Here is a 25,984-nt window from a genome sequence, read left to right on the forward strand (position 1 = left end):
AGGGACAACAGGAACATGAAACTTCTCAAGGTACTTGCCCCGGTTGCCGCGCTGATCGCGCTGCCGACCCTGGGCCTGGCACAGGATGACGGCCCCGTCGCGGGCGTGAACGCGTCGACCGACACCGTCTTCATCCTTAACTCGCTGCTCTTTCTCGTCGGCGGCTTTCTCGTTTTCTTCATGGCGGCAGGGTTCGCGATGCTCGAAGCGGGGCTCGTGCGGTCCAAGAACGTCGCCATGCAGTGCATGAAGAACATCGCGTTGTTTTCGTTGGCCGCGATCTTTTACTACCTGATCGGTTACAACCTGATGTATCCGCTGGGCACATGGTCGATGGATGGCGTGATTTCGGGCGTCTGGGGCCCCGGCGTGCTGGAAGCCGTCGGCGTGACCGCAGATGCGGCCGACGATTACGGCTATGCCTCGACCGGATCCGACTTTTTCTTCCAGCTGATGTTCTGCGCGACCACCGCGTCGATCGTTTCGGGTACCCTGGCCGAGCGCATCAAGCTGTGGCCCTTCCTGATCTTCGTGATCGTGCTGACCGCGTTCATCTATCCGCTTCAGGCATCCTGGAAGTGGGGCGGCGGTTTCCTGGACGAAGCTGGCTTCCTTGATTTCGCCGGTTCCACGGTCGTGCACTCGGTCGGTGGCTGGTCGGCTCTGGCGGGCGCGCTGATCCTTGGTCCGCGCATCGGAAAATACCGCGACGGCATGACCATTCCGATGCCCGGTTCGAACCTGACCCTTGCCACGCTGGGGACGTTCATCCTGTGGCTCGGCTGGTTCGGGTTCAACGGCGGCTCGCAGTTGGCGATGGGCACGGTGGGCGATGTCGCCGACGTGTCGCGTATCTTTGCCAACACCAACACGGCGGCGGCCGGCGGTGCCATCGCGGCGCTGATCCTGACGCAGATCATGTACAAGAAGCCGGATCTTACCATGGTGCTGAACGGCGCGCTGGCCGGTCTTGTGTCGATCACCGCGGAACCGCTGACCCCAAGCCTGGGGGCCGCGACTCTGATCGGCGCCATCGGCGGTATCATCGTGGTCTTCGTTGTCCCGATGCTGGACAAGATGAAAATCGACGACGTGGTCGGCGCCATCCCGGTGCACCTCGTCTGCGGCATCTGGGGCACCATCGCGGTGGCCTTCACCAACGCTGATGCGTCTTTCGGCACGCAGCTTTACGGCATCGTCGTGGTCGGCATCTTCACCCTGATCGCCTCGGGCGTGACCTGGTTCGTCCTCAAGCTCGTCATGGGTATCCGCGTCAGCGAAGAGGAGGAAATCACCGGTCTCGACATGGGCGAGCTGGGGATGGAAGCCTACCCCGAGTTCTCCAAGGGCTGATTTCCTCCTTCCTTTCAGCCTTTCGTGACCAACTGCCCGGGCGTTCGCGCTCGGGCCTTTTTTTCACGTGCGCGCCCCCCTGCGCCGGCGCGCCCCCGACATTCCGCATGTTGCAAAAGGTTCCGCCGCGATGCGCATTTTTTTCCGGCCCGGCGGGAACCTTCCGGGTGCTCACGCCCTTCCCCTTTAGCGGGAGCGAAGATGTCAGAATCTCGCCCGCCCGCAACTGCACGAATTGACGGAAGGGGAGGTCAGTATGACCACCACGACATTTGACACCAGCAGCGACCGAACCGCCGCTGGCGAAGAGACTCGCACGCGCCCCGGTCTGGGTGTGCTGCTGCTTGGCTGGATCTGCGTCCTGTTCGGGCTGGTGATTTGCGCCGGAGGCATCTGGCTGATCGCGCTTGGCGGAAGCTGGTATTACGGCATCGCCGGGGCGGGGCTGATCGCCACCGGCATCCTGCTGAACCACGGCTCCACGACGGCGCTGTGGCTGTATCTGCTGATCTGGGCCGGAACGCTGGTCTGGGCCTGGTGGGAAGTCGGCGCCGACTGGTGGGCGCAAGTGCCGCGCATGGTCGCCCCTACGGTGATCCTGGTGCTGCTGCTGCTTTGCCTCCCGAACATCAGCCGTGTGCAGCGTCGCCGCCCGTGAACCGCCGCGCCCAAGGAGACCCCATGACACAGTCCTACACCCGCTCAATCTCGGCGCTTGCCCTTGGGGCGGCGCTTGCCGTCAGCCCGCTTGCGTCCGTCGCGCAGGATACCGGCGTGACGCCCGAACAGGCCCCGGCCACGCCGGACGCTCCAGTAATTACCCCGGACGAAACCGCCCCCCCGGCGCCCGCGGAACAGACCGCGCCCGACGCCGCCCCCGGCGCATCCGCCGACGAGACCGCGCCCGATGCGCCCCCGGAAGCGCCGCCAGAAGCCGCCGACGACTCGGCGCAGGCCCCGGCCGAGGACCCGCTTGCCGCCGCGCCCTATCCCGCCAATACTCCCCGCGAGGTCGGTGCCGACTGGCCGACCTGGGGCGGCGATGAACGGGCGCAACGATATTCTCCGCTTGACCAGATCACGCCCGAAAATGTCGCGCAGCTCGAACGGGCCTGGGTGTATCACACCGGCGATCTGCCCTCCGGCGAGACCGAGGGCAAGTATTCGCCCGAAAACACCCCGCTCAAGGTCGGCGACGACCTGCTGATGTGCACCGCCATGAACATCCTGATCTCGGTCGATGCCAGAACAGGCGAAGAGAACTGGCGCTACAATCCCGATGTGCCCGCCGAGGCGATCCCCTATGGCGCGACCTGTCGCGGCGTGTCGGTCTGGACCGACCCCGCCAAGGCCGAAGGCGACGCCTGCGCCACCCGCGTGATAGAAGCCACCATCGACGCCCGCCTGATCGCGGTCGACACCGAGACGGGCGAGCCCTGCGCCGATTTCGGCGACAACGGCAACGTCGATCTGTGGGAGGGTATCGGGGAAAAGGTCCCCGGCTGGTACGCCGTGACCGCCCCGCCCGCCATCGTGCGCGGCGTTGTCGTCACCGGCGCGCAGGTCAAGGACGGCCAGGCCGAAGACGCGCCTTCTGGCGTGGTTCGCGGCTATGACGCGCGCAGCGGCGACATGGTCTGGGCCTGGGATCTCGCCGCGCCGGACGAGATGCGCAACGGCCCGCCCGAGGGCAGGACCTACACCCGCGGCACCCCCAACATGTGGACCACCGCAACCGGCGACGAAGACCTCGGCCTGGTTTACCTGCCCCTTGGCAACTCGTCGGTCGATTACTACGGCTCGAACCGCTCTGACGCGGAAAACGAATACGCCACATCGCTGGTCGCGCTCGACGCCACGACGGGCGAGGAACGGTGGAAATTCCAGACCGTGCGCCACGACGTGTGGGATTACGACCTTGGCAGCCAGGCCAGCCTGCTCGACTATCGGGGCACCCCGGCGGTGCTGCTCGCGTCCAAACAGGGCGACGTCTACATCCTGAACCGCGAAACCGGCGAACCGCTGACCCCGGTCGGCGAAATCACCGGCGTGCCGCAGGGCGACATCGAACCCGACTTCATCGCCGACAGCCAACCGGTGTCGGATTTCTTCAGTATCCGCAAACCGGACCTGACCGAACAGGACATGTGGGGCTTTACCCCGATCGACCAGCTGTTCTGCCGCATCCGGTTCCGGATGGCGCAATACGACGGCTACCTGACGCCGCCATCGACCGATTGGTACATCCAGTACCCCGGCTATAACGGCGGCAACGATTGGGGATCGGTCGCCATCGACCCCGAACGCAAGCTCATGGTGATGAACTACAACGACGTGCCCAACTACAACCGTCTGGTGCCCCGCGAAGACGCCGATGCCGCAGGCTGGCGGCCGATCAACGAGTCCGGCAACGAAGGGTCCGGCGGGGCCGAAGGTGCCGGCGATCCGCAAACCGGCGCCCCCTATGCCATCCAGGTCAACGCCGGCTGGCAATCGGAACTGACGGGGATGCCCTGTACGTCGCCGCCATATGGCGGCATTACCGCCGTCGATCTGGAAACCGGCGAACAGGTATGGGATACCCCCCTTGGCACCGCGCGCCGCAATGGCCCGTTCGGGATCCCGTCGATGCTGCCGATCAAGATCGGCACCCCGAACAACGGCGGTTCGGTGATCACCCGGGGTGGCCTGATCTTCATCGGCGCCGCCACCGACAACCTGTTCCGCGCCATCGACATGGAAACGGGCGAAACCCTGTGGTCCGACGCGATGGATCAGGGCGGTCAGGCCAACCCGATCAGCTACGAAGTCGACGGCGTGCAATATGTCGTCATCGGACCGGGCGGGCACCACTTCATGCGCGCGCCCGTCGGCGATGCGCTGATCGCCTACAAACTGCCCTCGGGGTCATGATGTATCGGGGTCGCGTCACCGCGCGGCCCCTTTGCATCCCCCCGCCCTTCATCTTGCCAGATAAACTCCGGGGGTGAGGCCGCAAGGCCGAGGGGGCTGGCCCCCTCTTTTCCGTCACTGCGCCCCGCCAGGCCAACGCTTCAGCCGCGCGGCCGCACCCGTTCGAACCGCTGGCGAGCGATGTCCTCATCGCGTTCGGCGCGCCGGTCGGCGGCCAGCGCGGTCTCGACATAGGCTAGATGCGCGACGACCGCCGCGCGGGCGGCACCGGGGTCGCGGGCCTGCAAGGCGGTGTTGATGCTGCGATGCTGATCCAGAAGGGCCTCGCGCGTGGTGCGCTGCTTGAACATCACCTGCCGGTTGTAGAACACGCCCTCGCGCAAGAGCTGATACATCGACCGCATCATGTGCAGCATCATCACGTTATGGCTGGCCTCGACGATCGCCAGGTGGAAATCCGCGTCCAGCCGGGCCTCGTCGTTGGGATTGCGCTTGCCATGCGCCGTCTCCATCTGCACGAACAGCGCGTCGATGACGCGAAGATCCGTCTCGGTTCCGCTCACGGCCGCACGCTCGGCGGCAAGCCCTTCCATGTCCCTGCGAAAATCCAGATAGTCGAACACCGCTTCGTCGTGCCGCGAAAAAAGCTGCACCAGCGTTTCCGAAAAGGCCGATCCCAGCGCTTCGGTGACAAAAATTCCCGCCCCGGCCCTTGCGGCAAGCAGGCCCCGTTCGGACAGGTCGGCCACCGCTTCGCGCAGGCTGGGGCGCGACACGCCAAGCCGCTCGGAGAGCTCGCGTTCCGAGGGCAGTCGTTCGCCGGGACGCAGGATTCCGCGCAGGATCAGCTCTTCGATCTGGCGGACCACGGCCGAAGACAGTTTTTCGGAATGCACGGGGCGAAAGGGCATGAGAAGCTCAGATTAAGGTCGAATTGGTCAGATCATATGACCAGACAGGCCACGCGTCCAGCCTACCAGCGTTTCAGCGCCGCCTCGTCCTCATCCCTGGCTGTGACCCAGGACCGGGCGCCCGCCGCGGTTTCCTTCTTCCAGAAGGGCGCGCGGGATTTAAGGTAGTCCATCAGGAATTGTGCGGACTCGAACGCGTCCTTGCGGTGGGCCGAGGCGGTGGCGACCATCATGATACGCTCGCCCGCCGCCATCTCGCCGTAGCGATGGATGACCAGAACCTCGCCCAGCGACCAGCGGGCTTCGGCCTCGCGGGCGATGGCGTCCAGCGCCTTTTCGGTCATGCCGGGGTAATGTTCGATCGCCATGCCGTCGAGCGATCCTGACAGGTCGCGCACCACGCCGGAAAACGTCACCACGGCGCCCAGATCGGTGCGCCCGGCGGCAAAACCGTCCGCCTCGGCGCCGAAATCGAAGGGCGCTTCTTGCACCAGGATCCGGATGGCCATGGTCAGCCCCCGGTCATCGGTGGGAAAAAGGCGATCTCGCGCACGCCCGCAAGCGGCGCATCGAAATCCGCCAGTTCCTGATCCACCGCCACCCGCAGGGCGCTCAGGTCGGAAAAGGCAAGATCATAGCGTTCCTCGCGGGCGCGCAATTCGGTCACAAGATCGGCGACGGTCACGGCAGAGCTGTCGATCCGTTCCTTTGGCAGGCCAATCCGTTCACGCACCCAGGCGAAATACAGAACGTCGATCATGCGCCGTCCCTCAGATGCGGCATCGCCTTCATGAAATAATCCCATCCGGTGACCAGCGTCAAAGTTGCGGCGATCCAAAGCAGGGTCAGCCCCAGGTAGCCAGTATAGACCATGCCCTGTTCCTTCCAGATCAGGCCATGCACGTCGGCGGCCTCACGGCTGAGGATGGCGCTGACCTGCACCGGGTCCAGCCCCTCGACGCTGACCGCAAGGTAATGTTCGAAAACCCCCTGTGCGAACAGCACCGCGATGGCGACCATCTGAAAGGTGGTTTTCCATTTCGCCAGTTTCGTCACCTTCAGCGTGCCGGCCACATCGCCCAGAAATTCGCGCATTCCGGACACGAACACTTCGCGGAACAGAATCACCGTGGCGGGCAGCACCAGCCAGGGTGACATCGACGAATAGCCGACGATCACCATCAGGGCGATCAGCACCATCGCCTTGTCTGCGATCGGGTCCAGCATGGCCCCAAGCTTGCTTTCAAGCGCCCAGGCACGGGCGATATATCCGTCGAACCAGTCGGTGGCGGCGGCGCCGATAAACAGCAGCAGCGCGAACCAGTCCGCCAGCGGGCGCGAAAAATACAGGAACATCACCGCCACGCCGGGTGCGGCGAGAAGACGGAGCGCGGTGAGTGTATTGGGCAGGGTCCAGCGCATGAAACGATAGTTAGCGCGGTTTTTGGCGAGGGGAAAGCCAAGCTTTCGCGATAGTTAACTTGTTGGCGAAATGGGGGCGGCGGCGGCGCGCGATCTTGCCGAAATCAGGCGCGGGCGAGCCGCTCGATCCAGACGGCGCGGGCGGGGGGCAGCGGCTTGTCGCGCAACTCGAACGCCAGCCGGGTTTCCAGGAAATGCCCGGTGGTGGAAAGCGCGGCGAGGATGTCGGCGTCGGTAGCGGGTCCCTCGCCCAGCAGGACGGGAGGCAGCGGCAGCAGCCGGTCAGCCCAGTCGCCAGCTCCTTGTGCCGAAACCGCGCGCCCGGTGCGCGGTGACACATAGGTCAACGACTCGTTGGTGCCGGTGACCGCGCAGGCGGACAGATCCAGCCCGAACCCCATTTCATCCAGCAACGCCAGTTCCCAGCGCAGATAGCCCAGCGGCCACAGGTCGGACTGGCCCAGCAGGTCCAGCAGCGCCTCGGTCCGGTGGTAGAGCGCGGGATGGGATTCGCGTTCCGGCAGGCAAAAGCCAAGCAGGGCGGTCACTGCGTTCAGCCCGGCCAGCGCCAGCCGGTCGCCAAGCGCGGCGGCCGCGCGCGAGCGTTGCGGTTCGACCGTGTAGGCGCCCATGTGATCTTCGAGCCGGGCGCGCCAGGAAAGGTCAAGCTGGGCCCCGGGTTGCAGCGACGGCGCGATTCGGCGCGACGTGCCGCCGCGCAGGATGCCCAGATGGCGACCGTGTTCGGCGGTGAAAACTTCGAGTATCGCCGAGGTCTCGCCGTGTTTGCGGGCTGAAAGCAGAATGCCGGTGTCGCGCCAATCCATGGGGCCGTTATCCTATGCACCGGGGCGCCCCGCAAGACGCTCGGTGCGCGCCCTGCCCGGAAACGCAAAACGCGGCATCCGAAGATGCCGCGCTGCGATCTCGATCCGCTGAGGGACCGAACAGCTTATGCGAGGGCGAGGTTCGACGCCGACTCACGACCGTCACGGCCGGATTCGATGTCAAAGGTCACCTTCTGGTCGTCACGCAGGCCGGTCAGGCCAGCACGCTCGACTGCGGAGATGTGCACGAACACGTCCTTGCCGCCATTGTCGGGTGCGATGAAGCCGAAGCCTTTGGTGGTGTTGAACCATTTCACGGTGCCAGTAGCCATCCGTAGTCTCCTTTTGGTGTCTGTCCGCAACATGCGACAGGTCGGCGTAGTCAGTCCGGATCGATAGCCTGAACGCCGTTTGAAGGGAGACAGTGGTCGATAAAGAAAGAGGTCTGCACTTGTCTTCTACGCATGTTTCGCGAGTCGGGCAAGGGGTTTTTGAAAGCCGGCAGCGGGTCGGTTTGAAATCAATACTCTGCGGTCTGATCTGCCTGAAAGCACACCGAACCGCTACCAGCCTGGGCGCAAACAAACAGGGCGCGTGCGTGCGATCGCGCGCGTGCAGGGTGGGAGGCCCACCAAGCCGTTCGCGATTTGCGATGCGGCGGGGCCCGCTACGCATGTTCATGAGGGTAGGACAGGTCAGCGACGATCACGGAGCACAGGCCCTTTCCGATGCGCGGCCCGCAGCCACATGGCTGCTTGCTGAGCGTAGCCAGGATTCGGAAAGATGCAGAGAAATCTCGCAGGACAAAAAGATACGCCACTGTATCCCCAAAGCGAAAAGCCGGAAGGACCCTGTGAACGATGAACTACCCCCCGAAATTCGGACACTGGCGTAGACTGCGATTTGTTGCCTGTTGATCTTCACCACGAAGGAGGTCGCCGATGTCGCAACGGAAGCAACATCATCCAGAATCCAAAGCCAAGGTGACGTTGGAAGCGCAAAAAGACGAAGAGACGGTCAGCGAGCCGGCCAGTCGGTTCGGGGCCCACCCCACGATGATCCATCAATCGAAGCGGGCTCTACTTGAAGGCGCGTCAGGCGTATTTCAGCGCGACGGCCGGAAGATCCCGGAAGTCAATGAAGAGCAGGTCAAAGACTTGCATGCCAAGTTTGGGGCGCCGGCCGTCGCCAACGGCTTTTCGGCCAGAAAGCTCAAACCCTGGACCGGCAAGTGAGGCGCAAGATGATTGCGCCTGGCTGTTTGATCCCATGGTTTGGTGGTGCGATCTGTTCGTTGGAATGGAAGGAAGCATTACGGGGCAAGGTCGCCCTGGGAGCGCCACGACCACCTTCGCCGTCAGGGCTGCAATACAGCGATCACAAGCTTCGATCGCGGAGCTTGCTCGGGAACTGGGCATCGACCCGACGCTCGTTTCCAAGTGGCGTAAGCGGGCGTCGGCCGAAGACTCGAAGACAGGCCCAAAGGAGCCGCGATCAACGGTGCTGCGGTCGAATTCTAACGGTGGCTCCTAGCTCGATATCAGCAATTCCTGATGCGCGCACTGCACCCCCGAAGCAATAGCGATGCCATAGGATGTGCTCCGGTCGGCAAGATGGAAGTCGACGGAGAGGCTGCGTCGCACCGGAACGTCGTTCAGTGCCAGGCAGGATGAACCGCCCCTGAGGCTTGACAGCTTCTCGGCGATGTCGGCGCGCCCAAACAGGGCTTTGGCTGACCTGTCCCCCCGAAGTTCCCTCAGTCTGATGTAGAGTCTGCCCAACCTGAAGGAGCAGACGAGATGAGGAAAAGCCGTTTCACTGAAGCGCAGATAATCGGGATGATCAATGAGCAGGAGGCTGGTTTGCCGACGGCGGAGCTGTGCCGGAAGCACGGCCTGAGCCCTGCGACGTTCTACAAGCTGAAGGCCAAGTATGGCGGAATGGATTTGTCCGACGCTAAACGCCTGAAGCAGCTCTAGGATGAGAACGCGAAGCTGAAGCGCCCGGTGGCAGATGTCATGCTGGAAAATGTTGTGCTGAAGGATCTTCCGGGAAAGCCCTGACGACGCCGATGCAACGGCGGGACGCAGCGCTGCGGGCGCTGCGGGATCATCCGATCTCTCAACGCCGGGTCTGCGTCCTGATCGGTGTCGATCCGCAGACCGTGCGGCGCGAGAGGTCGCCCGACACCCCGGAGATCCGTCTGGAAATGAACAAGATTGCCGAGACGCGGCGCCGGTTCGGCTATCGGCGCATTGGCGTCCTGCTGGAGCGCGGCGGCATGATTATGAACGAAAGGAAGCTCTACCGGATTTACCGGGAAGAGGGCCTGACAGTGCGCCGCCGTAGAGGCCGGCAACGGGCGCGAGGCAGCCGCACACCAATGCCAGTGTCATTGCGCCCGAACCGGCGCTGGTCCCTGGACGTCCTGTCCGACACTTTCGGGGCCTTTCGCAAATTCGCTCGCCATTGTTCTTGAACCAATGGCGCACAATGGCTCGCCCTGGCGGTCAATGACGATTGCTGCCGCGACACCCTGTGCCTGGTCCCCGACACCAGCATCTCCGGGGCCAGGGTTGCAAAAGGAGCTGGATGCGCTGGTTCGGATCTACGGGAAACCCGCTTGTATGGTTTCCGACAACGGAACGGAGTTCACCAGCAAAGCGATCCTGAAATGGGCAAACGACAACGAGGTCGAGTGGCGTTACATCGATCCCGGCAAGCCGCAGCACAATGGTTATATTGGGTCATTCAACGGCAGCTTGCGCGACGCATGCCTCACGAGGAAATCTTCGACAGCCTTGCCGACGCCCGCCGAACGCTGGCCCTCTGGCGCTACGATTGCAACAACGTCAGGCCGCATTCATCGCTCGGCAACAAGACCCCCGCAGAAGCGCGCCGAGCGCTTGAGCGACTTGATGGCACCGCGCCCGGCGCGCTTGCCACACCCGGAACCGACGAATATCAAACCCAAGGACTCTCGTTATGACTGAGGGACGACCGGAGGGCAGGTCACGGTTCATCGGTGCCAGCGCCTGGACATCGCAGGACGTTCCGCTCGGGTCCGGCTGTGTGTAACCGACGTTCGGGTCACACCTTGGCGGTTCAGTTCCAGGGCATGAGGTCGGCGATGTTGCGCCGCATGTGGCCGCCTGCGATAGCGGCGAGCGTATTGGTGAGCCATGCTTGCGGGTCAACGGCGTTCAATTTGCAGGTCTCGATTGGCGAGGCGACGACAGCCCAGTTCTCGACTCCGGCGTCGTCGTCGGCAAAGAGAGCGTTCTTCCGATTCAGCGCGATCGGGCGGATGGTACGTTCGACGGTGTCGTTGTCGCGCTCGATCCGACCATCGCTCGGGAACAGGCAGAGGCCGTCCCAGTATTTCGCCATGTAGGTCGAGGCTTCGCCGAGGGGCGACCTCCTCGCGACACGAGCGCGGTGGTTGGCGAGCCATACCTCGAAGTCGACGATGGCCGGCGCTGCACGCGCCAGTCTTGCAGCAAGACGCGTAGCGGGATCAAGGCTGCGGATGCCAGCTTCGATGCGATGCAGTTCGCCAATGCGCTGCACGCCGTCCTTGGCGATTGGTGCGCGGCCGGTCCGGGGGATCTCCACCAATTTGCGCCGGGCATGCGCCCGACAGTAGGCCAGCCTGATGTCAGGTCCTTGCTTGAGAAGGCGGTTGTAGCCCGCATAGCCGTCCACTTGCAGGATGCGGCTTTGTCGAGATTGTCGGGTGCGATCTGCGCATCCTGGGCGGGCTTTACGCCGTGGCGGTGGGCTTTGGCGGCGCGGTCAACGATCCGGGGGCCACGATCACCTACACCGTCGGGGATCGCGATCAGGCACCGCCGTCCACTCTGGACGCGGACCGCATGATCGTCGCTGGCGGGCGCGATATGGTCGGGTGAAATGGTGCGGTAGGTCTCCGACCAAACCGGGGCGTTTCCATGCTTTCATGCGTTTCCGCTCCTCTTCCAGCCCGGAAAGCCCAGCGGAAAACGCCAGTTTCAAACGGTCCTGTTTGCAGGGAGCAGAGCGTCACGAAGAGGGGCTTCGCGGGGGGCAGGTCAAGTTCAATGTTGCCAGACAACTTCAATCTTCCATTTGCCTGACGTCCCAGCGCGCCCTGACTACGAAGAAAACCGGTTTCAGAACGCTTGGCCCGGTAGCCATAGTACAACCGCGGGGAATGCGACCAGGATCGACAGCCGCAGGACGTCGGCCAGGATGAACGGTAGGATACCCTTGATGACCGTGGCCTGTGACACATCGCGCGACGCCGCCTGTACGACGAAAAGGTTCATGCCGATGGGTGGTGTGATCAGTCCGATTTCCGCGACCGTCACCACCACGATGCCGAACCAGATCAGATTGAAGTCCAGCTCCAGCGCCACTGGAGCCAGCAACGGTACCGTGAGCAGGATCATCGACATCGCGTCCATGAAACAGCCAAGGATCACATAGAAGATCAAGATCAGCATCATGACTGTCATAGGTCCGAGGCCCGAAGTCTGGATCCGTTCGATCAGCATTTGCGGCAGTCCGGTATTCTCAAGAAAGAAGTTGAAAAGTGCGGCACCGATCAGAATGAGAAAGATCATCGCGGTCAGACCCGCCGTCTCGAACACAGAATCACTGAGGGACCGGCGGTTCAGCTCGCCCGAAAACAACGCCAGGAAGAAGGCGCCCACTGCGCCTACCGCCGCCGCTTCCGTGGGGGAAAACCAGCCCATATAGATGCCCCCGATGACCAAGCCGAACAGGACAAGCACCTGCCAAACCTGCCCAAGATAGCGCAATCGAGCCCCCCACGCCGTCCGTTCAGCCGGGGGCGCCATATCGGGTTTCATACGCACCTGAATCATGATGGCCCCTGCGTATAGCAGCGCGCCCAAAATGCCCGGCACCAGTGCTCCGATAAACAACTGGCCGATGGAGCTTTGTGTCAGCAGCCCGTAGATCACCAGCAGAACCGAGGGCGGGATCAGTACGCCCAATGTGCCACCTGCCGCGACAGTGGCTGTAGAAAGCGACGGATCATAGCCGTGGCGTTTCATCTCGGGCAGGGCGACGCGGCCGATGGTGGCTACGGTTGCAAGTGATGATCCGCAGATTGCGCCAAAGAATGCGCTGGCGCCGACGGTGGTAACCGCCAGCCCGCCCCGACGATGCCCGATAAACGCGTTGATGGCATTGAACAGCGACCGTGAAAGCCCGGCGTGCGACGCAAAGACCCCCATCATGACGAACAGCGGGATCACCGAAAATGAATAGGGAAAGATCGATTCAAAGGGGCTGGACCCAAGGATATAGGCGACGCCCATCCATCCGTTCAGATACCAGTAGCCCAAAGCGCCGATAACGCCCATCGAAATGGCGACCGGCAGGCCAAGCGCAATAAGCCCCAGTGCCGCGACAAAGCCGACAAGGCCAAGGGTAGGATCACTCATGGCCCAGCTCCTGCTTTATCGATGTCACCAGACCCAGAAGGATCGCCAGCAGCGAAACCGCTAGCCCCACCAGCAGCGGATACCAGTACCAAGCGACGGGAATGCCCAGTTGCTGCGACTTGTCGCCGAACATGGTGCGGGTTTCAAACGTCAGGTAGCCCTGCCACAGCATCAGGCCGACCAGCACGAAACTGGCCAGAGCGCCCAGCACCTTTAGCGGAACCGTCAGACTGGTGGGCAGTGCCGCCAGCAGGAAATCGACGGTGACATGCGCCGCCGCATAAAACGCAAAGGGCATCGTCAGCCAACCGCCGGTGACGACGGACAGTTGCACAAGATCCACCACGCCCTCGATCGGATACCCGATGCGCCGGCCCAGAATATCGACCACCGTCACAAGAGCCGCCGCGCCGAAGGCGGCAACGCCCAGAACGGCCAACCCCTTGATCAGCCAGTCGGCCAGCTTTGCACCCTGTCGCAAATGATGATCTCCCATGAACAGGCCCCGCCCCGGATCGCGCCCGGGGCCGAAGCCCGATGCGCAAACCGGCGCGGTCCAGACGTCCGGCTGAACCTTGCTTTGCTTGTTCGCGGCCACTTCGTTCGGGCGGACGCGAAGGCTGGTGCCGGGTGTCAATGAAAAGGCGGGACGCCCTAGTCCTGCTGCGCGGCTTCGTATTCGGCGATCTTGTCCTGCATCGCCTGATAAATTTCCGCGGCATTGTCCACTCCGCCGTCTTTGACCGACTGCAGATAGCCGTCCATCATCGGCTGCAAGGCTTCGCGCCAGCGGGACCGTTCGTCTTCCGACAGTTCGGTGATCTCGTGGCCGGCGTCGATGGCATCCTGACGGCCCGGCGCGTCCCATGCGTCCCACCAGTCGCCGAACTTGGCCACCAGATCCGCGCCCGAGGCCTGATCGACACAGGCCTGCGCCTCTTCGCTGAGGTTGTCATAGGACCTCTGGTTCATCACATAGAAAAACGAAACGGTGTAGGCGCGCAGGTCCAGATGATAGTTCAGGACCTCGTTCAGACCAAAGCTATTGACCGGATCCCAGGGAAACACGGTGCCGTCGATGACGCCACGCTGCAAGCTTTCATAGACCTCGCTCGGTGGCAGGCCCTGCGGGTCGGCGCCCAGCGTGGAAAGCATTTGCGAGACGGCGGGGCTGGGCGTGCGGATGCGCAGACCGTCCATATCTTCCATCGTCTCGACTTTTTTCGCGTTGGTGTGCAGCAGCCCGCTGTTGTGGGCGTGCAGCGCCAGAACCTTGAGACCTTTGTATTCCTCGGCCAGATGCGTCGGCAGCAAATCCCACAATGTCTGACTGGCGGCGCCGGCATCGTTGGTGAGGAACGGCATATCGATCAACGACGTGCGCGGAAAGCGGCCGCGCGGGATGCCGTGCAGGCCGTGGGCGATGTCGACGACACCGGCCATGACCTGTTCCTGCTGGCGCGCTACATTGCCCAGCTGGCTGCCCGCGGCAAAGATCTCGAACTGGACTTCGCCGCCCGTGCATTCAGTCACCTGCTCGGTCCATGGCTCGATGAAATCGGTCTGGATACCGTGCAGGGCAGGCGTATAGTGGCTGATCTTCAGCGTTGTTTCCGCCTGAACGGTGGTGGCCAAAGTGGCCGTTGCGGCCATGGTGGCCATAAAGGTTTTCTTAAGCGACATTTTTAGGTCCCCCCCCCTGTTTGTCATCGTTATTTCTAAAGTAGCCTCGTCAAAGGGCAAGCTTGATCCGTGCCCCGCCTTTGGCACGCGAACAGCAGGTCATCATGCGTTTGCTTTCGGCCCGTTCGGCGCGTGTCAGAACCACGTCCCGATGGTCGATCTCTCCCTCGATAACCGCCACCTCGCAAGAGCCGCACAGCCCTTCGCGACAATCGCAGGCGACGTCGATGCCCGCGGCCATTATCGCATCCAGCAGCGTGGTGTCGGCGGCGACATCCAGCACCAGACCCGAGTCCGTCAGCTCTGCCTGGAACGCCTGTTCGTTGTCGGGATCAATCCCCGCGGCATTGGACGAGAAATGTTCAAAGTGGAATGTGCCCTCTGGCAAATCATCCGTCAGCGTCTCCAGCGCGCTCAGCAGTCTTTCCGGGCCACAAGCATAGATCTGCGCGCCCTCCGCCAGTCCCGCCACCAGTGCGGGCAGGTCCATTCGACGACGCTCGTCCCTTGGGTACAGCGACAGCACCGCGCCATGATCTCGGGTCACGCGGTCGAGGAACGCCATGGTGGATCTCGACCGGCCGGCATAGTGCAGCTCATAGCTGCGTCCCAGGGTTTTCAAGCGGTCAGCCATGGCAAGGATCGGTGTGATGCCGATGCCGCCCGCGACCAGCACCACATGCGGCGCAGTTTCGTCGAGCCGGAACAGGTTTGACGGCCCGCGCATACGGATTTCCGCGCCTGCATGAATGGTGTCGTGGATGTGCCGCGACCCACCGCGCCCCAGATCCTCGCGCAGGATGGCGACACTGTAGCTGTCATCGTCAGGCGATCCGCACAGCGAATATTTGCGGTCATAATCGCCCACGCATAGCTCGATATGGGATCCGGCGCTCCATTTCGGCAGTGCGCGCCGCTGCGCGTCCTCGATGGTCAGGCCAAGAATGCCGTCGGCTTCCCGGCGCACTTCGGCAATGCGCACCTTGCGGGCGATGTCGCGCCGCGCGGGCGGGCCCACGGAAAAGCTGCGGTAAAGCCTGGTGGCGCTCGCGTCGGCCCGCTCCGGGTTCTGCGCGGGGTCCCATTCGACCCACAGCTCATCGGGGCCACGGAAAGACGTGTTGGGCATGTAGACGAATTCCTGGTCTGCCAAGCGCAGATGCGGCAGGCGGCGGGTCACTTCTTCAAGGAAAATCCGCATTTCCATCCGGCCGATGTTCTTGCCCATGCATTGATGCGCGCCATAGCCGAAGGTCAGGTGGTCGATGGCGTTGTCGCGGTAAATGTCCAAGGTATCGCCGCCCTCGAAATGCCGCTCGTCCTGGTTGCCGGAGGCCTGAACGATCAGCAGCTTTGCGCCTTCGGGCAGGTCGACACCGTTCAGAGTCGTCGGCGCGGTGGTCTGGCGGCGCCAGGCAACGGTTGACCCCGCATAGCGCAGACATTCCTCGACCGCGTTTGGGATCAGTGTCGGATCGGCGCAGATGTCGTTCCATGCGTCGCGATGTGCCAGCAGAGTCTTGAACATATTGGCTGAAGCCAGCGACGTTGTCTCATGTGCGGCGACGATGATCGCCATCATCATCGAATGCACATAGCTGTCGGTGACGACCTCGGGGATCTCGGCGTTCATCCGGATGGTGTGATGCATCCAGCCGGTGCCCTCGGGCTGGGCGCGCATCTTTTCGATGATCTCGCCCGCATACTGCCAGAAACGCCCCACGTCATGGGCGACCTCGATCTGCTTTTGGTCTGATGGCTTTCCCCAGGTGTTGACCGAATGGGCCAGGGTAAAGGTCTTGAGGGTGGCGATTTCATCTTCGGGCACGCCAAGAAAATGCAGCGCCACCAGCAGCGGCACTTCGTATAACATGCCATCGATCAGATCGACCCGTCCGCTGTCGATAAAGGCATCCATCTTTTCACGGGTCAGTCGGCGGACCATGTCCTGCTGCTGTTCCAGCTTTTCGGGCATGAAATGGTCCAGCAACGCACGGCGCCGTACCATGTGCGCGGGTTCGTCCTCGTTCACCATGGTGCGGGCCATGCCATAATCATAGCTCTTGAGGATCTCCTGCGCCTCTTGCGTGGCAGGCGTGATTTTCTCCAGCACATTGCGCGGAGAAAACAGGATGGCGTCGCGGAACACAGACTTGATGTCATCGTAGCGCGAGACAACCCAGTACCCCAGTTTCGGGGCGTAAAACACCGGAAGCTGATCGCGCGACCAGCGCAGGGCTTCAGCAGGGTCCAGTTGGTATGGCCCCTGAAAGGCGTCAAATTCGCGGGCCATGGCGGCCGGGTCGCTGATGGGACAGCCCTGCGCTTCAGGGGCCGTACCGCTGAAGGGGCATTCGTTCGCATTATTTGTGGTTTGGCCGACCATCTCGTTGCCTCCGCTCAACCCCGATGTTCGTAATTGTTTGTACTTTACGCGGAATGAGCAGGCAATGACTAATATGGTTACGAGATGTACGTTAATCGAGACTTTGGGTGTCGATGGGCGCCAAAGCTTGCTATGAGCGGTTTCAGGACTTCATCAAAAGGACAGATTGCGGCATGGCTACAGGCAAGTTGCAGACCCTCGACCGTGGCATCGAAGCATTGCTGCTGGTCGCCGAGGCATCCGGGGGGCTAACGGTCGGGGATCTTGCGACTCGGCTAGGACTGCACCGCGCGGTCACTTACCGCATTGTCGCGACGCTGGCGGATCGCGGCATGGTCCGACGGGGGGTGGACGGTCGTATCGTGCTGGGCGCAAGGGCGTATCTGCTCGGCGCACATACGGTGGACAGCATCCGAACCATGGCCCTTCCGGTACTGGAAGACCTTGCCGAGCGCGCCTCGGCCACCGCTTTTCTGTCCATGGCCGAGGGCGAGGAATGTGTAGTTGTGCTAACCGCTGAGCCGCGGGACGTGGCGATCACCATTCATTACCGGGTTGGACGGCGGCATCCGATCACCCGTGGTGCCGCCGGCATCGCCATTCTTGCGGCGCGCCCCGAAACGGACGCAGACTCCCAAGATGTCCGTTCTGCCCGCAGTCTTGGTTACAGCATAACGCGGGACCAATTGCATAGGGGCGCTGTGGGTGTCTCCAGTGCCCTTCTTCTCACGGGTGTCGGTTTTGCAAGACAGGAATTTTCGGTCGGAGTGGTTGCCTTCGAGGACCTGGATCTGGACGTTGTCGCGCCAGCCGTAGCAGACGCCGCACAAACACTGTCGAAGACAATCACCTCGCCGACGTTGTAGAGAGGCGCGCTCTGAGTAGGGCGATCGCTCGTTTGCCGCGAAAATTGTCGGGCGGTGCCGAAACGCCGCCGGGTGCGCGCGCTTTCGCCGTGATCGCCCTCGAAGCGGTGCTCTTCCGGGATCTCGAAGGCGGGTATCCGGTACCCGTTCGTGGTTTCCGTTGCAGCGGTCGTGATATCGCAGGGCCGGAGCCAAGCAGAAAGATCGCGCAGGCCTTGGGTGAATGTCCCGAAGGCACGCAGCGTTAAGGCGGCGGCATCCGGGTTCACAGCCGCCATATGCGCTGTCGAGCCGATATCAATTGCCGCCGCATTTGGGTTGACCACGCGTTTCTCTTGCGCGAGGCTCGGCTGCTCTTTCGGCACCACATCGGGGTCAGGGCGCGCTGTAATCCATTTGTTCGGCGTCGACATCCCAACGCCAGGATCATCAGCCACCTGCTCGCGCGCCGCCTTCCAGACAGCGCTGTGCGCACCCCATCCTTGCGAAATTCGTCCGTCCGTTTCCGCCCCTTGGGCCGTCTCCCCTGTTGCGGTAAATGCTATCAAAGGCGCGGCATCAAACCGCGACAGATCGACAGAGAGGGGGGGGCGTGGCCAGAGCAGTCGCGTTTTCGCAGCCTTTCCCCTGACCGTCCCGCCCCCTGTGCGCCGCTCGCGGACAGGCCCGCCTCAGTCCGCCAGCCCGGCCTCGTCCAGAAGGTGCCGGGCCTGGCGGTCTTCCAGTTCGATCACCCAGAGATCCGGGTCAAATCCACGCTGGCGCGCGATGGACGCATCGACGTCGCGTTCATCGCCGCTGGCCAGGACGTCCCATTTCCGCGCGCCGCTGGTCAGGTCGAACCCCCGCGTGAACGCGCGCGCCTGCCCGTCCAGCGTTGCCAGCTTGACCAGCACAGCCCCCGCCGTGTCGTCGCCATGGGCGGTCACATAGGCGGGGATGTTGGCGCGCGACAGCCGCGCAAGATAGGCATCGACCCAGAAGCGGGTGGTCAGGCGCGCCACGCGATCAGTTCCCGTCCTTGAAATCCAGCCCCATCTCGGAATACCGCTCGGCCTCTTCCAGCCAGTTCTCGCGCAGTTTGACTTGCAGGAACAGGTGGACCTTGCGCCCGAGAAATTCCTCGATGTCAGCGCGGGCGGCCTGGCTGACGGATTTGATCGTCTCGCCCTTGTGACCCAGCACGATGCCCTTGTGGCCGTCCCGGCTGACATAGATCACCTGATCGATGCGCGCGGACCCGTCGTCGCGTTCCTGCCAGGCCTCGGTTTCGACCGTCAACTGATAGGGCAGTTCCTGATGCAGGCGCAGGGTCAGCTTTTCGCGCGTCATCTCGGCGGCGATCATGCGCATGGGCAGATCGGCGATCTGGTCTTCGGGGTACAGCCAGGGGCCTTCGGGCACCGCCTGCGCGAGCCACTTGCGCAGCTGGACCACGCCGTGGCCCTTTTCGGCGGAAATCATGAAGGTTTCGGCAAAGGCATAGGCCTCGTTCAGCGCCTGCGTCAGGGCGAGCAGCCTTGGCGCCTCGACCCGGTCGATCTTGTTGATGGCCAGCGCGACGGTGGTGCCCCTGGGCAGGTCTGCCAGGCCGTCAAGGATCGCCCTGACGCCGTCGGTCATGCCGCGATGCGCCTCGACCAGAAGCACGGTGATGTCGGCATCCGCAGCCCCGCCCCAGGCGGCCTTGACCATCGCCCGGTCCAGGCGGCGACGCGGCTTGAACAGGCCGGGGGTGTCGACGAAGATCAGCTGCGACGCGCCCTCCATCGCGACACCGCGAATGCGCGCGCGCGTGGTCTGTACCTTGTGGGTGACGATTGACACCTTGGCGCCGACCATCCGGTTGGTAAGGGTCGACTTGCCGGCGTTGGGTTCGCCGATGAGCGCGACAAAGCCTGCGCGGGTCGGTGCGGTGTCGGTCATGTAAGCGGTCCGTTGATCAATGATCCGTCAGCCCATACTTCTTTTCGTGCGCCAACACCATATCTACACGAACCGCTGGACCCGCGTCGCGTTTTGTGGCGTAGCATCCATTGTTATTGGCTTGCGCGAAAGGAGCGTGGCGATGAGGTTTTTTCTGATGACGACGATGGCAGGGGGTCTGCTCGCGGGCGCGACACAGGCACAGGAGCTGTTCGTGCCGACCATTCAGGCGCGCCAGATTGACGGCAGCTACAACGCCTATCCGATCAAGGGCACCGAAGCCGGCATGCTGCGCAGCGATTGCGACCGGCAGGCGCGCACCTGGGAACAAAAGAACCGCACGGCGATTCGGGCAGCGGACAGCGCGATGTCGTCGCCGGGCAACGGCGACGCGGTCGAAGTGATCTGCAAGCTTAAACAGCCCTAGCGCGACCGGATCAGCGTGTAAATTCCGCTGGTCACGATCAGCAGTCCCCCGGCGAGCGTCCACAGGTCGGGCCGTTCGCCGAAAAAGACGAACGCGAAGCCCAGTGCGACCAGCAGGCGCGAATAGCGAAACGGCGCGATGACCGACACATCGCCCGCGCGCATCGCCTTGGTCAGCGCGAAATAGCCGGTGGCGCCCACAAGGCCGGTCAGCACCAGCCGGACAAGTTCGCCGGCCCGGGGCACCCGCAGCGGGTCGGGGTCGAACGGCAACATGACAAGCCCCGCGACGATGATGACCGAACACCCGATGACGCCAAGCTGGTTGGCTGACACTGCCGGAGGGCTGGCTCTGGTGAACAGGTCGCGCATGGCAAAGCCGACCATGCCCGCGACCGCCAGCAGCGCGTCGATGCGGAACGCCTCCGGTGTGGGGCGCAGGATCAGCAGAACGCCGACGAAGCCGACCGCCATCGCCGTCCAGCGGGCCGGGCCGACGCGTTCCTTCAGCAGCAGCGCCGCGCCCGCCGTCACCACCAGCGGCGCCGCCTGCAGGATCGACGAGGTCACCGAAAGCGGGGTGTAGGCCAGCGCCAGCGCAAAGAACAGCCGCCCGACGATCTCGAACGACGTGCGGGCGATCAGCGTGGGGCGCAGAATGGCCGGATGCAGCAGGGGTTCGCGGGCGCGCAGGGTCACGACGATGTAAAGCGCGGTGGCGGTGATGCCGAAGATCAGCGTCGCCTCGCCCGGCGGCAGGGCGGGGGCCACGGATTTGAACAGCGCGTCCTCGACCGCGAAGAGGAACATCGACGCACACATGAACAGCGCGCCGAGGGTGTTGCCGGACAGGGCCCCGCCGCCGTGGCCTCGGTCGCTGTGGCCCCCGTCGCTGTGGCCCCCGTCGCTGTGGCCCCGGTCAGTCACCGCCGAGCTTTGCCAGCAGCGCGGCGGCGGCATGCTGTTCGGCCTTGCGCTTGGCGCCGGCGGTGGCCTGCGCGGTTTCGCCATTGGCCAGGCGCGCCTCGATGGTGAATACCGGGGCATGGTCGGGGCCGGTGCGCCCCACCTCGACATAGGCGGGCGGCGGCATCCCGCGCGCCTGCGCCCATTCCTGAAGCGAGGTCTTGGGATCGCGCGCGTCCTCCTCGACCTGCGCGATGCGGTTGCCCCACAGGCGCAGGATCATTGCCTTGGCCGTGTCGAATCCGGCGTCGAGATAGACGGCGGCGATCACCGCCTCCATCGCGTCGCCCAGCAGCGCCATCTTGCGACGCCCACCCGACATCATCTCGGACCGGCCGAGTTTCAGCGCGGCACCCAGATCGATCTCGCGGGCGACCTCGGCGCAGGTTTCCTTGCGCACCAGCGCGTTGAAACGCGGTGCCAGCAGCCCTTCGGAGGCGTGTCGGTCAGAGCCCAGCAGCGCCTCGGCCATCACGAGGCCCAGCACCCGGTCCCCGAGAAATTCCAGCCGCTGGTTGTCTTCGCGCCCCGGCGAGGACATGGACGAATGGGTCAGCGCGCGGCGCAGCCGGTCCGGGGTGTCGAAGCGGTGGCCAAGACGCTCTTCGAGCGCGGTGATTTCGGCGGACCGCTTCATTGCAGCTTGTGAAAGAACCGGTCGGCGCGCCATGTCCAGAAATACAGCATCGAACTGCCGGCCGACGAAAACACCACGCGCCTTGCCTTGCCGATAAAGTTCTCGACCGGCACGAAACCGACGCCGCCCGCGGCGTTGGGCACGCGGCTGTCCGATGAATTGTCGCGGTTGTCGCCCATCATGAAATAGTGACCGGCAGGCACGGTATAGACGCGGGTGTTGTCGGATCCCTGCATCGCGATGTTCAGGATGTTGTGGCTGACGCCGCCGGGCAGGGTCTCGGTGAACCGTTCCTTTTCGCACACGCCCCCGGTGCCGACAGGCCCGTTGGCACAGCGCGGACGCAGCCGCTGCGGGCCCTGCGGTTCGGCGGTTTCGGCAAAGATTCCGGCGGGTTCGACCTGCACGGGGTCATCGTTGATATACAGCAAGCCTTCGCGCACCTGGATGCGATCCCCCGGCAGGCCGATCACCCGCTTGATGAAATCGGTGCCGTGCACGGGATGGCGGAACACCGCGATGTCACCGCGCCGGGGGTCGGATCCGAACAGTCGTCCGTCTTCGCCCATCCAGCCGCACAGGTCGGTGGCGTCGATGTCGATGCCAATCTGCGGCAGCCGGATCGACGGGCAGGATGCATAGGAATAGCCGTAGCTCATCTTGTTGACGAACAGGAAATCGCCGATCAGCAGCGTGTCCTTCATCGACCCCGACGGAATCCAGAAGGGCTGGAAAAACAGCGTCCGGAAGATACCCGCAATAAGCAGCGCGTAGACGACCGTCTTGATCGTCTCCAGAATGCCGCCGGTTTCCTTGTCTTTCGCCATGAAGCTCAGCCCCTGATTTCATGATGTGTCGGCGCAAAACGCACCTCGGCTTCATGGGCGGCAGGCCCCGAAGTGTCAAGAACAAGCCCTTTGCAAGATCCCGCGTCCGGCAGGCCGGGATGGCGCGCGGGGTCGATTGTCAGGCGCCGCGTGCTAGATTGCGGCACGATCACGTCAGAATCCGCCCCGCATGGTTGAGACATGCGTGCGGGCTTGGCATCAAGTGAGCATCAAGTGGGACACCCAACGAACAGGAGGCACCTCGTGCAGGGCCAACCGACAGAGCAGAGCGATCTTTTCATCATCGGTGGCGGCATCAACGGCTGCGGCATCGCCCGCGACGCGGTGGGCCGGGGCTATTCCGTGACGCTGGCCGAAATGAACGACCTGGCCTCGGCGACGTCCTCGGCGTCGACCAAGCTGTTCCACGGCGGGCTGCGCTATCTGGAATATTTCGAATTTCGTCTGGTGCACGAGGCGCTGGCCGAACGCGAGGTGCTGCTGCGCGCGATGCCGCATATCGCCTGGCCGATGCGGTTCGTGCTGCCCTATCACCCGTCGATGCGGTTCGAAACCGACACGCCGACGTCGAAACTGCTGTCGACGGTCATGCCGTGGATGAAAGGCCGTCGCCCCGCCTGGCTGATCCGGCTGGGTCTGTTCATGTACGACCATCTGGATCTGGGCAAACGCAAGATCCTGCCGGGAACCGCGCGGCTTGACCTGACCACCGCCCCCGAAGGCGCGCCGCTGGATGACCGGTTCGAAACCGCTTATGAATATTCCGATGCCTGGGTGCAGGATTCCCGCCTTGTGGTGCTGAACGCCCGCGATGCGCAAGCGCGTGGCGCGCGCATCATGACCCGCACCAAGGTGCTCTCGGCCGCGCGCGAAGACGGGCTGTGGCGCATCGAGGTGCAGGACACCGACACCGGCACCACCGCCACCCACCATGCAAGGATGCTGGTCAACGCCGGCGGGCCGTGGGTCGGCGACATCATCCACGACAAGGTCCACCTGAACGTGCGCGAAGGGGTCCGGCTGGTGCGCGGCTCGCATATCGTGACGCGCAAGCTATACGATCACGACAAATGCTATTTCTTTCAGGGCACCGACGGGCGCATCATCTTTGCCATTCCCTATGAACGGGATTTCACCCTGATCGGCACCACCGACGCCGAACATACCGACCCCGATCAGAAACCCGTCTGCACCCCCGAGGAACAAAGCTATCTGATCGCCTTCGCCAACCGCTATTTCAAACGCGACATCCGCGACGAGGACGTGGTCTGGACCTATTCCGGGGTGCGCCCTCTGTATGACGACGGCGCCAGCAGCGCGACGGCGGCGACCCGCGACTACACGATCAAGGTCGAAGGCGCAGGCGGCGCGCCCATGCTCAACGTCTTTGGCGGCAAGATCACCACCTATCGCCGGCTTGCCGAAAGCGCGCTGGACAAGATCGACGGCGCGCTGGGGCGCAGCACGCAAAAATGGACCGCGGGTGCCGCGATGCCCGGCGGGGATTTCCCGGTGGACGGGGTTGCGGCGCTGATCTCCGATTTGCGGGCCAGCCATCCGTTTCTGGATGACCGCTGGGCCACGCGCCTTGTGCGTACCTACGGCACCGATGCGCGCGCCATCCTGGGCGTGTCCGCCGGGGCCGAGGCGCTGGGAGAAGCGTTCGGCGCGACCCTGACCGCGGCCGAGGTAGACTGGCTGATGGATCGCGAATACGCCCGCACGCCCGACGATGTGCTGTGGCGGCGTACAAAGCTTGGCCTGTCGATGCCCGAGGCGGGGCTGGCACGGCTCGAAGACTACATGACGGCCCGCCGCGCGCCGGGCTGAACACGGGGGGAAGACCGCATGACCTATATACTCGCCATCGACCAGGGCACCACATCCAGCCGGGCGATCCTGTTCGACAAGGATCTTCGGATCGCCGCCGTCAGCCAGGAGGAATTCGCCCAGCACTACCCCGATTCCGGCTGGGTCGAACATGATTGCATGGACCTGTGGACGAGCACGGCGGCGACCTGTCGCGGCGTGATGGAAAAACACGGTGTCAAGGCGCGCGACATCGCCGCCATCGGCATCACCAACCAGCGCGAAACAACCGTGGTCTGGGACCGCAAGACCGGCAGGCCGATTCACAACGCGATCGTCTGGCAGGACCGCCGCACCTCGGAGTTTTGCAAGAAACTCAAGGCCCAAGGGCATGAGGAAACGGTCACGCGCAAGACCGGGCTGCTGCTCGATCCGTATTTCTCGGCCACCAAGGTCGCCTGGGTGCTCGACAATGTCGATGGCGCGCGGGCGCGGGCCGAAGCGGGTGAACTGGCCTTTGGCACGGTCGATTCGTGGCTGGTCTGGAACCTGACCGCGGGCCATGTGCATGTCACCGACGCCACCAACGCCGCGCGCACCATGCTATATGACATTCGCCACGGGCGCTGGTCGTCCACCATGTGCGAGATGCTGGGCATTCCGATGTCAATGCTGCCCGAGGTGCGCGATTGCGCCGCCGATTTCGGCATGGCCCGCGCCGATCTGTTCGGGGCCGAAATTCCCATCCTTGGCATCGCCGGGGACCAGCAGGCGGCGACCATCGGGCAGGCGTGTTTCCGGCCCGGCATGTTGAAATCCACCTACGGGACGGGCTGTTTCGCCCTGCTCAATACCGGCGACGAACTGGTGACGTCGAAAAACCGGCTGCTGTCGACCATCGCCTATCAGCTGGACGGCAAGCGCACCTATGCGCTGGAGGGGTCGATCTTTATCGCCGGGGCGGTGGTTCAATGGCTGCGCGACGGGTTGCAGATTATCCGCAGCGCCGGTGAAAGCCAGGCGCTGGCCGAACGCGCGGACCCCGCGCAAACGCTGGTCATGGTGCCTGCGTTCACCGGCCTTGGCGCGCCTTACTGGAACGCCGAGTGCCGGGGCGCGGTGTTCGGGCTGACCCGCGCCAGCGGTCCGGCGGAAATGGCCCGCGCGGCGCTGGAATCGGTCGGCTATCAAACCCGCGACCTGCTGGATGCCATGCACGCCGACTGGGCCTCTGGTGCAGAGGCGCCGACCCTGCGCGTTGATGGCGGCATGAGCGCCAGCGATTTCGCCATGCAGTTCCTTGCCGACATCACCGGCGCTGCGGTGGACCGCCCCAAGGTGCTGGAAACCACCGCCATGGGTGCGGCCTGGCTGGCGGGCCAGCGCGCCGGGATCTATCCCGACATGGACGGGTTCGCGCAGACCTGGGAGCTGGAGCGCCAGTTCGATCCGGCGATGGACACGTCCACCCGCGACGACAAATACGCGGCATGGAAACGCGCGGTGCAGGCGGCGCAGGCGTTCTAGCGCCATTGACAAGATCGCAGGGCGGGCGCGT

General features: G+C 63.7%; 26 protein-coding genes and 3 pseudogenes. 13 read left to right on the forward strand and 16 right to left on the reverse strand.

Annotation, left to right across the window (positions count from 1 at the left end):
* Positions 1–15: 15 nt before the first annotated feature.
* The 3 genes from amtB to ATI53_RS12495 all read left to right on the forward strand — a co-directional run bounded on the left by amtB (position 16) and on the right by ATI53_RS12495 (position 4,266).
* Positions 16–1,353 carry an ammonium transporter AmtB gene (amtB, locus tag ATI53_RS12485; protein WP_009505719.1) on the forward strand — a complete coding sequence of 446 codons (1,338 nt, stop codon included), beginning with the start codon at positions 16–18 and terminating at the stop codon, positions 1,351–1,353.
* 256 nt (positions 1,354–1,609) lie between these two features.
* A complete protein-coding gene (locus ATI53_RS12490; RefSeq protein ID WP_111550546.1) occupies positions 1,610–2,011 on the forward strand; it encodes a glucose dehydrogenase in 402 nt (133 codons plus the stop codon).
* Between the two features lie 23 nt (positions 2,012–2,034).
* Complete coding sequence (locus tag ATI53_RS12495; RefSeq protein ID WP_009505717.1) at positions 2,035–4,266, forward strand: pyrroloquinoline quinone-dependent dehydrogenase; 2,232 nt, start codon at positions 2,035–2,037, stop codon at positions 4,264–4,266.
* 140 nt (positions 4,267–4,406) lie between these two features.
* Here ATI53_RS12495 and ATI53_RS12500 read toward each other — a convergent pair whose 3' ends face one another.
* From ATI53_RS12500 to ATI53_RS12525, 6 genes are all read right to left on the reverse strand, one after another.
* Positions 4,407–5,177, reverse strand: a complete 771-nt coding sequence (locus tag ATI53_RS12500; RefSeq protein WP_009505716.1) for an FCD domain-containing protein — start codon at positions 5,175–5,177, stop codon at positions 4,407–4,409.
* 62 nt (positions 5,178–5,239) lie between these two features.
* Positions 5,240–5,686, reverse strand: a complete 447-nt coding sequence (locus ATI53_RS12505; RefSeq protein ID WP_205912160.1) for a molybdenum cofactor biosynthesis protein MoaE — start codon at positions 5,684–5,686, stop codon at positions 5,240–5,242.
* Positions 5,687–5,688: 2 nt separating this feature from the next.
* On the reverse strand, positions 5,689–5,937 hold the full coding sequence (gene moaD / locus ATI53_RS12510) for a molybdopterin converting factor subunit 1 (protein ID WP_111550547.1): 249 nt from the start codon (positions 5,935–5,937) through the stop codon (positions 5,689–5,691).
* Entirely contained in the window at positions 5,934–6,599 is a 666-nt protein-coding gene (gene pgsA / locus ATI53_RS12515) for a CDP-diacylglycerol--glycerol-3-phosphate 3-phosphatidyltransferase (RefSeq protein ID WP_009505713.1), read from the reverse strand. The genes moaD and pgsA overlap by 4 nt, the downstream gene beginning before the upstream one ends.
* A 104-nt stretch (positions 6,600–6,703) precedes the next feature.
* Complete coding sequence (recO, locus tag ATI53_RS12520; RefSeq protein WP_009505712.1) at positions 6,704–7,426, reverse strand: DNA repair protein RecO; 723 nt, start codon at positions 7,424–7,426, stop codon at positions 6,704–6,706.
* A gap of 125 nt (positions 7,427–7,551) precedes the next feature.
* The gene (locus ATI53_RS12525) at positions 7,552–7,758 is read right to left on the reverse strand and encodes a cold-shock protein (RefSeq protein WP_009505711.1); all 207 of its coding nucleotides are present in this window, start codon (positions 7,756–7,758) and stop codon (positions 7,552–7,554) included.
* 609 nt (positions 7,759–8,367) lie between these two features.
* Here ATI53_RS12525 and ATI53_RS12530 point away from each other — a divergent pair.
* The 5 genes and pseudogenes from ATI53_RS12530 (at position 8,368) to ATI53_RS24395 (ending at position 10,415) form a co-directional block, all read left to right on the forward strand.
* Complete coding sequence (locus ATI53_RS12530; protein ID WP_111550548.1) at positions 8,368–8,661, forward strand: hypothetical protein; 294 nt, start codon at positions 8,368–8,370, stop codon at positions 8,659–8,661.
* 64 nt (positions 8,662–8,725) lie between these two features.
* A pseudogene (locus tag ATI53_RS12535) lies at positions 8,726–8,932 on the forward strand (transposase); the annotation flags it as partial.
* 293 nt (positions 8,933–9,225) lie between these two features.
* Complete coding sequence (locus tag ATI53_RS24385; RefSeq protein ID WP_375342738.1) at positions 9,226–9,405, forward strand: transposase; 180 nt, start codon at positions 9,226–9,228, stop codon at positions 9,403–9,405.
* Between the two features lie 92 nt (positions 9,406–9,497).
* Positions 9,498–9,905: an IS3 family transposase gene (locus ATI53_RS24390; RefSeq protein ID WP_375342739.1), complete on the forward strand. Its 408-nt coding sequence runs from the start codon at positions 9,498–9,500 to the stop codon at positions 9,903–9,905.
* Between the two features lie 148 nt (positions 9,906–10,053).
* Positions 10,054–10,415: pseudogene (locus ATI53_RS24395) on the forward strand (integrase core domain-containing protein).
* Positions 10,416–10,531: 116 nt separating this feature from the next.
* Here the strand turns inward: ATI53_RS24395 and ATI53_RS12545 are convergent.
* Positions 10,532–11,140: pseudogene (locus tag ATI53_RS12545) on the reverse strand (IS66 family transposase); the annotation flags it as partial.
* Between the two features lie 56 nt (positions 11,141–11,196).
* Between ATI53_RS12545 and ATI53_RS23290 the strand changes: the two are divergent.
* Positions 11,197–11,337, forward strand: coding sequence for a hypothetical protein (locus ATI53_RS23290; RefSeq protein WP_009505707.1), 141 nt, complete (start codon positions 11,197–11,199; stop codon positions 11,335–11,337).
* Between the two features lie 240 nt (positions 11,338–11,577).
* Here ATI53_RS23290 and ATI53_RS12550 read toward each other — a convergent pair whose 3' ends face one another.
* The 4 genes from ATI53_RS12550 to ATI53_RS12565 all read right to left on the reverse strand — a co-directional run bounded on the left by ATI53_RS12550 (position 11,578) and on the right by ATI53_RS12565 (position 16,855).
* The gene (locus ATI53_RS12550; protein ID WP_009505706.1) at positions 11,578–12,879 is read right to left on the reverse strand and encodes a TRAP transporter large permease; all 1,302 of its coding nucleotides are present in this window, start codon (positions 12,877–12,879) and stop codon (positions 11,578–11,580) included.
* Positions 12,872–13,375 (reverse strand): TRAP transporter small permease, encoded by a 504-nt coding sequence (locus ATI53_RS12555; protein WP_083840662.1) that lies wholly within the window; start codon positions 13,373–13,375, stop codon positions 12,872–12,874. Before ATI53_RS12555 ends, ATI53_RS12550 begins: the two co-directional genes overlap by 8 nt.
* A gap of 158 nt (positions 13,376–13,533) precedes the next feature.
* Positions 13,534–14,562, reverse strand: coding sequence for a TRAP transporter substrate-binding protein (locus ATI53_RS12560; RefSeq protein ID WP_009505704.1), 1,029 nt, complete (start codon positions 14,560–14,562; stop codon positions 13,534–13,536).
* Between the two features lie 49 nt (positions 14,563–14,611).
* Positions 14,612–16,855, reverse strand: coding sequence for a cytochrome P450/oxidoreductase (locus tag ATI53_RS12565; protein WP_223865925.1), 2,244 nt, complete (start codon positions 16,853–16,855; stop codon positions 14,612–14,614).
* A 266-nt stretch (positions 16,856–17,121) separates the two neighbouring features.
* On the opposite strand from ATI53_RS12565, the gene ATI53_RS12570 reads away from it, so the two are divergent.
* On the forward strand, positions 17,122–17,814 hold the full coding sequence (locus ATI53_RS12570; RefSeq protein WP_009505702.1) for an IclR family transcriptional regulator: 693 nt from the start codon (positions 17,122–17,124) through the stop codon (positions 17,812–17,814).
* A gap of 671 nt (positions 17,815–18,485) precedes the next feature.
* On the opposite strand, the gene ATI53_RS12580 is transcribed toward ATI53_RS12570, so the two are convergent.
* Both ATI53_RS12580 and era read right to left on the reverse strand, forming a co-directional pair.
* A complete protein-coding gene (locus tag ATI53_RS12580) occupies positions 18,486–18,818 on the reverse strand; it encodes a DUF1491 family protein (RefSeq protein ID WP_009505701.1) in 333 nt (110 codons plus the stop codon).
* A gap of 4 nt (positions 18,819–18,822) precedes the next feature.
* The gene (era, locus tag ATI53_RS12585) at positions 18,823–19,740 is read right to left on the reverse strand and encodes a GTPase Era (protein ID WP_009505700.1); all 918 of its coding nucleotides are present in this window, start codon (positions 19,738–19,740) and stop codon (positions 18,823–18,825) included.
* 19 nt (positions 19,741–19,759) lie between these two features.
* On the opposite strand from era, the gene ATI53_RS12590 reads away from it, so the two are divergent.
* Positions 19,760–20,167: a hypothetical protein gene (locus tag ATI53_RS12590; protein ID WP_146609917.1), complete on the forward strand. Its 408-nt coding sequence runs from the start codon at positions 19,760–19,762 to the stop codon at positions 20,165–20,167.
* Here ATI53_RS12590 and ATI53_RS12595 read toward each other — a convergent pair.
* Genes ATI53_RS12595 through lepB form a run of 3 tightly spaced genes read right to left on the reverse strand, consistent with a single transcriptional unit; the run spans position 20,164 to position 22,596 of the window.
* Positions 20,164–21,126 carry a DMT family transporter gene (locus ATI53_RS12595; RefSeq protein ID WP_240778619.1) on the reverse strand — a complete coding sequence of 321 codons (963 nt, stop codon included), beginning with the start codon at positions 21,124–21,126 and terminating at the stop codon, positions 20,164–20,166. The two genes, ATI53_RS12590 and ATI53_RS12595, sit on opposite strands and share 4 nt — an antisense overlap.
* Positions 21,086–21,769 (reverse strand): ribonuclease III, encoded by a 684-nt coding sequence (gene rnc, locus ATI53_RS12600; RefSeq protein ID WP_111550551.1) that lies wholly within the window; start codon positions 21,767–21,769, stop codon positions 21,086–21,088. The genes ATI53_RS12595 and rnc overlap by 41 nt, the downstream gene beginning before the upstream one ends.
* Positions 21,766–22,596: a signal peptidase I gene (gene lepB / locus ATI53_RS12605; protein ID WP_009505696.1), complete on the reverse strand. Its 831-nt coding sequence runs from the start codon at positions 22,594–22,596 to the stop codon at positions 21,766–21,768. The genes rnc and lepB overlap by 4 nt, the downstream gene beginning before the upstream one ends.
* 264 nt (positions 22,597–22,860) lie before the next feature.
* Between lepB and glpD the strand changes: the two genes are divergently transcribed.
* Complete coding sequence (glpD, locus tag ATI53_RS12610) at positions 22,861–24,447, forward strand: glycerol-3-phosphate dehydrogenase (protein WP_111550552.1); 1,587 nt, start codon at positions 22,861–22,863, stop codon at positions 24,445–24,447.
* 18 nt (positions 24,448–24,465) lie between these two features.
* Positions 24,466–25,953: a glycerol kinase GlpK gene (gene glpK, locus ATI53_RS12615; RefSeq protein WP_111550553.1), complete on the forward strand. Its 1,488-nt coding sequence runs from the start codon at positions 24,466–24,468 to the stop codon at positions 25,951–25,953.
* Positions 25,954–25,984: the final 31 nt, after the last annotated feature.

This window comes from Salipiger aestuarii (assembly GCF_003259905.1).
In the GTDB taxonomy this organism is placed as follows: Bacteria; Pseudomonadota; Alphaproteobacteria; order Rhodobacterales; family Rhodobacteraceae; genus Salipiger; species Salipiger aestuarii.

Bases quoted from the DNA above. Each gene is read 5' to 3' on its own strand.
- amtB (WP_009505719.1), top strand. From the start codon at position 16: ATGAAACTTCTCAAGGTACTTGCCCCGGTTGCCGCGCTGATCGCGCTG.
- ATI53_RS12490 (WP_111550546.1), top strand. From the start codon at position 1,610: ATGACCACCACGACATTTGACACCAGCAGCGACCGAACCGCCGCTGGC.
- ATI53_RS12495 (WP_009505717.1), top strand. From the start codon at position 2,035: ATGACACAGTCCTACACCCGCTCAATCTCGGCGCTTGCCCTTGGGGCG.
- ATI53_RS12500 (WP_009505716.1), bottom strand. From the start codon at position 5,177: ATGCCCTTTCGCCCCGTGCATTCCGAAAAACTGTCTTCGGCCGTGGTC.
- ATI53_RS12505 (WP_205912160.1), bottom strand. From the start codon at position 5,686: ATGGCCATCCGGATCCTGGTGCAAGAAGCGCCCTTCGATTTCGGCGCC.
- moaD (WP_111550547.1), bottom strand. From the start codon at position 5,937: ATGATCGACGTTCTGTATTTCGCCTGGGTGCGTGAACGGATTGGCCTG.
- pgsA (WP_009505713.1), bottom strand. From the start codon at position 6,599: ATGCGCTGGACCCTGCCCAATACACTCACCGCGCTCCGTCTTCTCGCC.
- recO (WP_009505712.1), bottom strand. From the start codon at position 7,426: ATGGATTGGCGCGACACCGGCATTCTGCTTTCAGCCCGCAAACACGGC.
- ATI53_RS12525 (WP_009505711.1), bottom strand. From the start codon at position 7,758: ATGGCTACTGGCACCGTGAAATGGTTCAACACCACCAAAGGCTTCGGC.
- ATI53_RS12530 (WP_111550548.1), top strand. From the start codon at position 8,368: ATGTCGCAACGGAAGCAACATCATCCAGAATCCAAAGCCAAGGTGACG.
- ATI53_RS24385 (WP_375342738.1), top strand. From the start codon at position 9,226: ATGAGGAAAAGCCGTTTCACTGAAGCGCAGATAATCGGGATGATCAAT.
- ATI53_RS24390 (WP_375342739.1), top strand. From the start codon at position 9,498: ATGCAACGGCGGGACGCAGCGCTGCGGGCGCTGCGGGATCATCCGATC.
- ATI53_RS12550 (WP_009505706.1), bottom strand. From the start codon at position 12,879: ATGAGTGATCCTACCCTTGGCCTTGTCGGCTTTGTCGCGGCACTGGGG.
- ATI53_RS12555 (WP_083840662.1), bottom strand. From the start codon at position 13,375: ATGGGAGATCATCATTTGCGACAGGGTGCAAAGCTGGCCGACTGGCTG.
- ATI53_RS12560 (WP_009505704.1), bottom strand. From the start codon at position 14,562: ATGTCGCTTAAGAAAACCTTTATGGCCACCATGGCCGCAACGGCCACT.
- ATI53_RS12565 (WP_223865925.1), bottom strand. From the start codon at position 16,855: ATGGCCCGCGAATTTGACGCCTTTCAGGGGCCATACCAACTGGACCCT.
- ATI53_RS12570 (WP_009505702.1), top strand. From the start codon at position 17,122: ATGGCTACAGGCAAGTTGCAGACCCTCGACCGTGGCATCGAAGCATTG.
- era (WP_009505700.1), bottom strand. From the start codon at position 19,740: ATGACCGACACCGCACCGACCCGCGCAGGCTTTGTCGCGCTCATCGGC.
- ATI53_RS12590 (WP_146609917.1), top strand. From the start codon at position 19,760: ATGATCCGTCAGCCCATACTTCTTTTCGTGCGCCAACACCATATCTAC.
- ATI53_RS12595 (WP_240778619.1), bottom strand. From the start codon at position 21,126: ATGCCGCCGCCGCGCTGCTGGCAAAGCTCGGCGGTGACTGACCGGGGC.
- rnc (WP_111550551.1), bottom strand. From the start codon at position 21,769: ATGAAGCGGTCCGCCGAAATCACCGCGCTCGAAGAGCGTCTTGGCCAC.
- lepB (WP_009505696.1), bottom strand. From the start codon at position 22,596: ATGGCGAAAGACAAGGAAACCGGCGGCATTCTGGAGACGATCAAGACG.
- glpK (WP_111550553.1), top strand. From the start codon at position 24,466: ATGACCTATATACTCGCCATCGACCAGGGCACCACATCCAGCCGGGCG.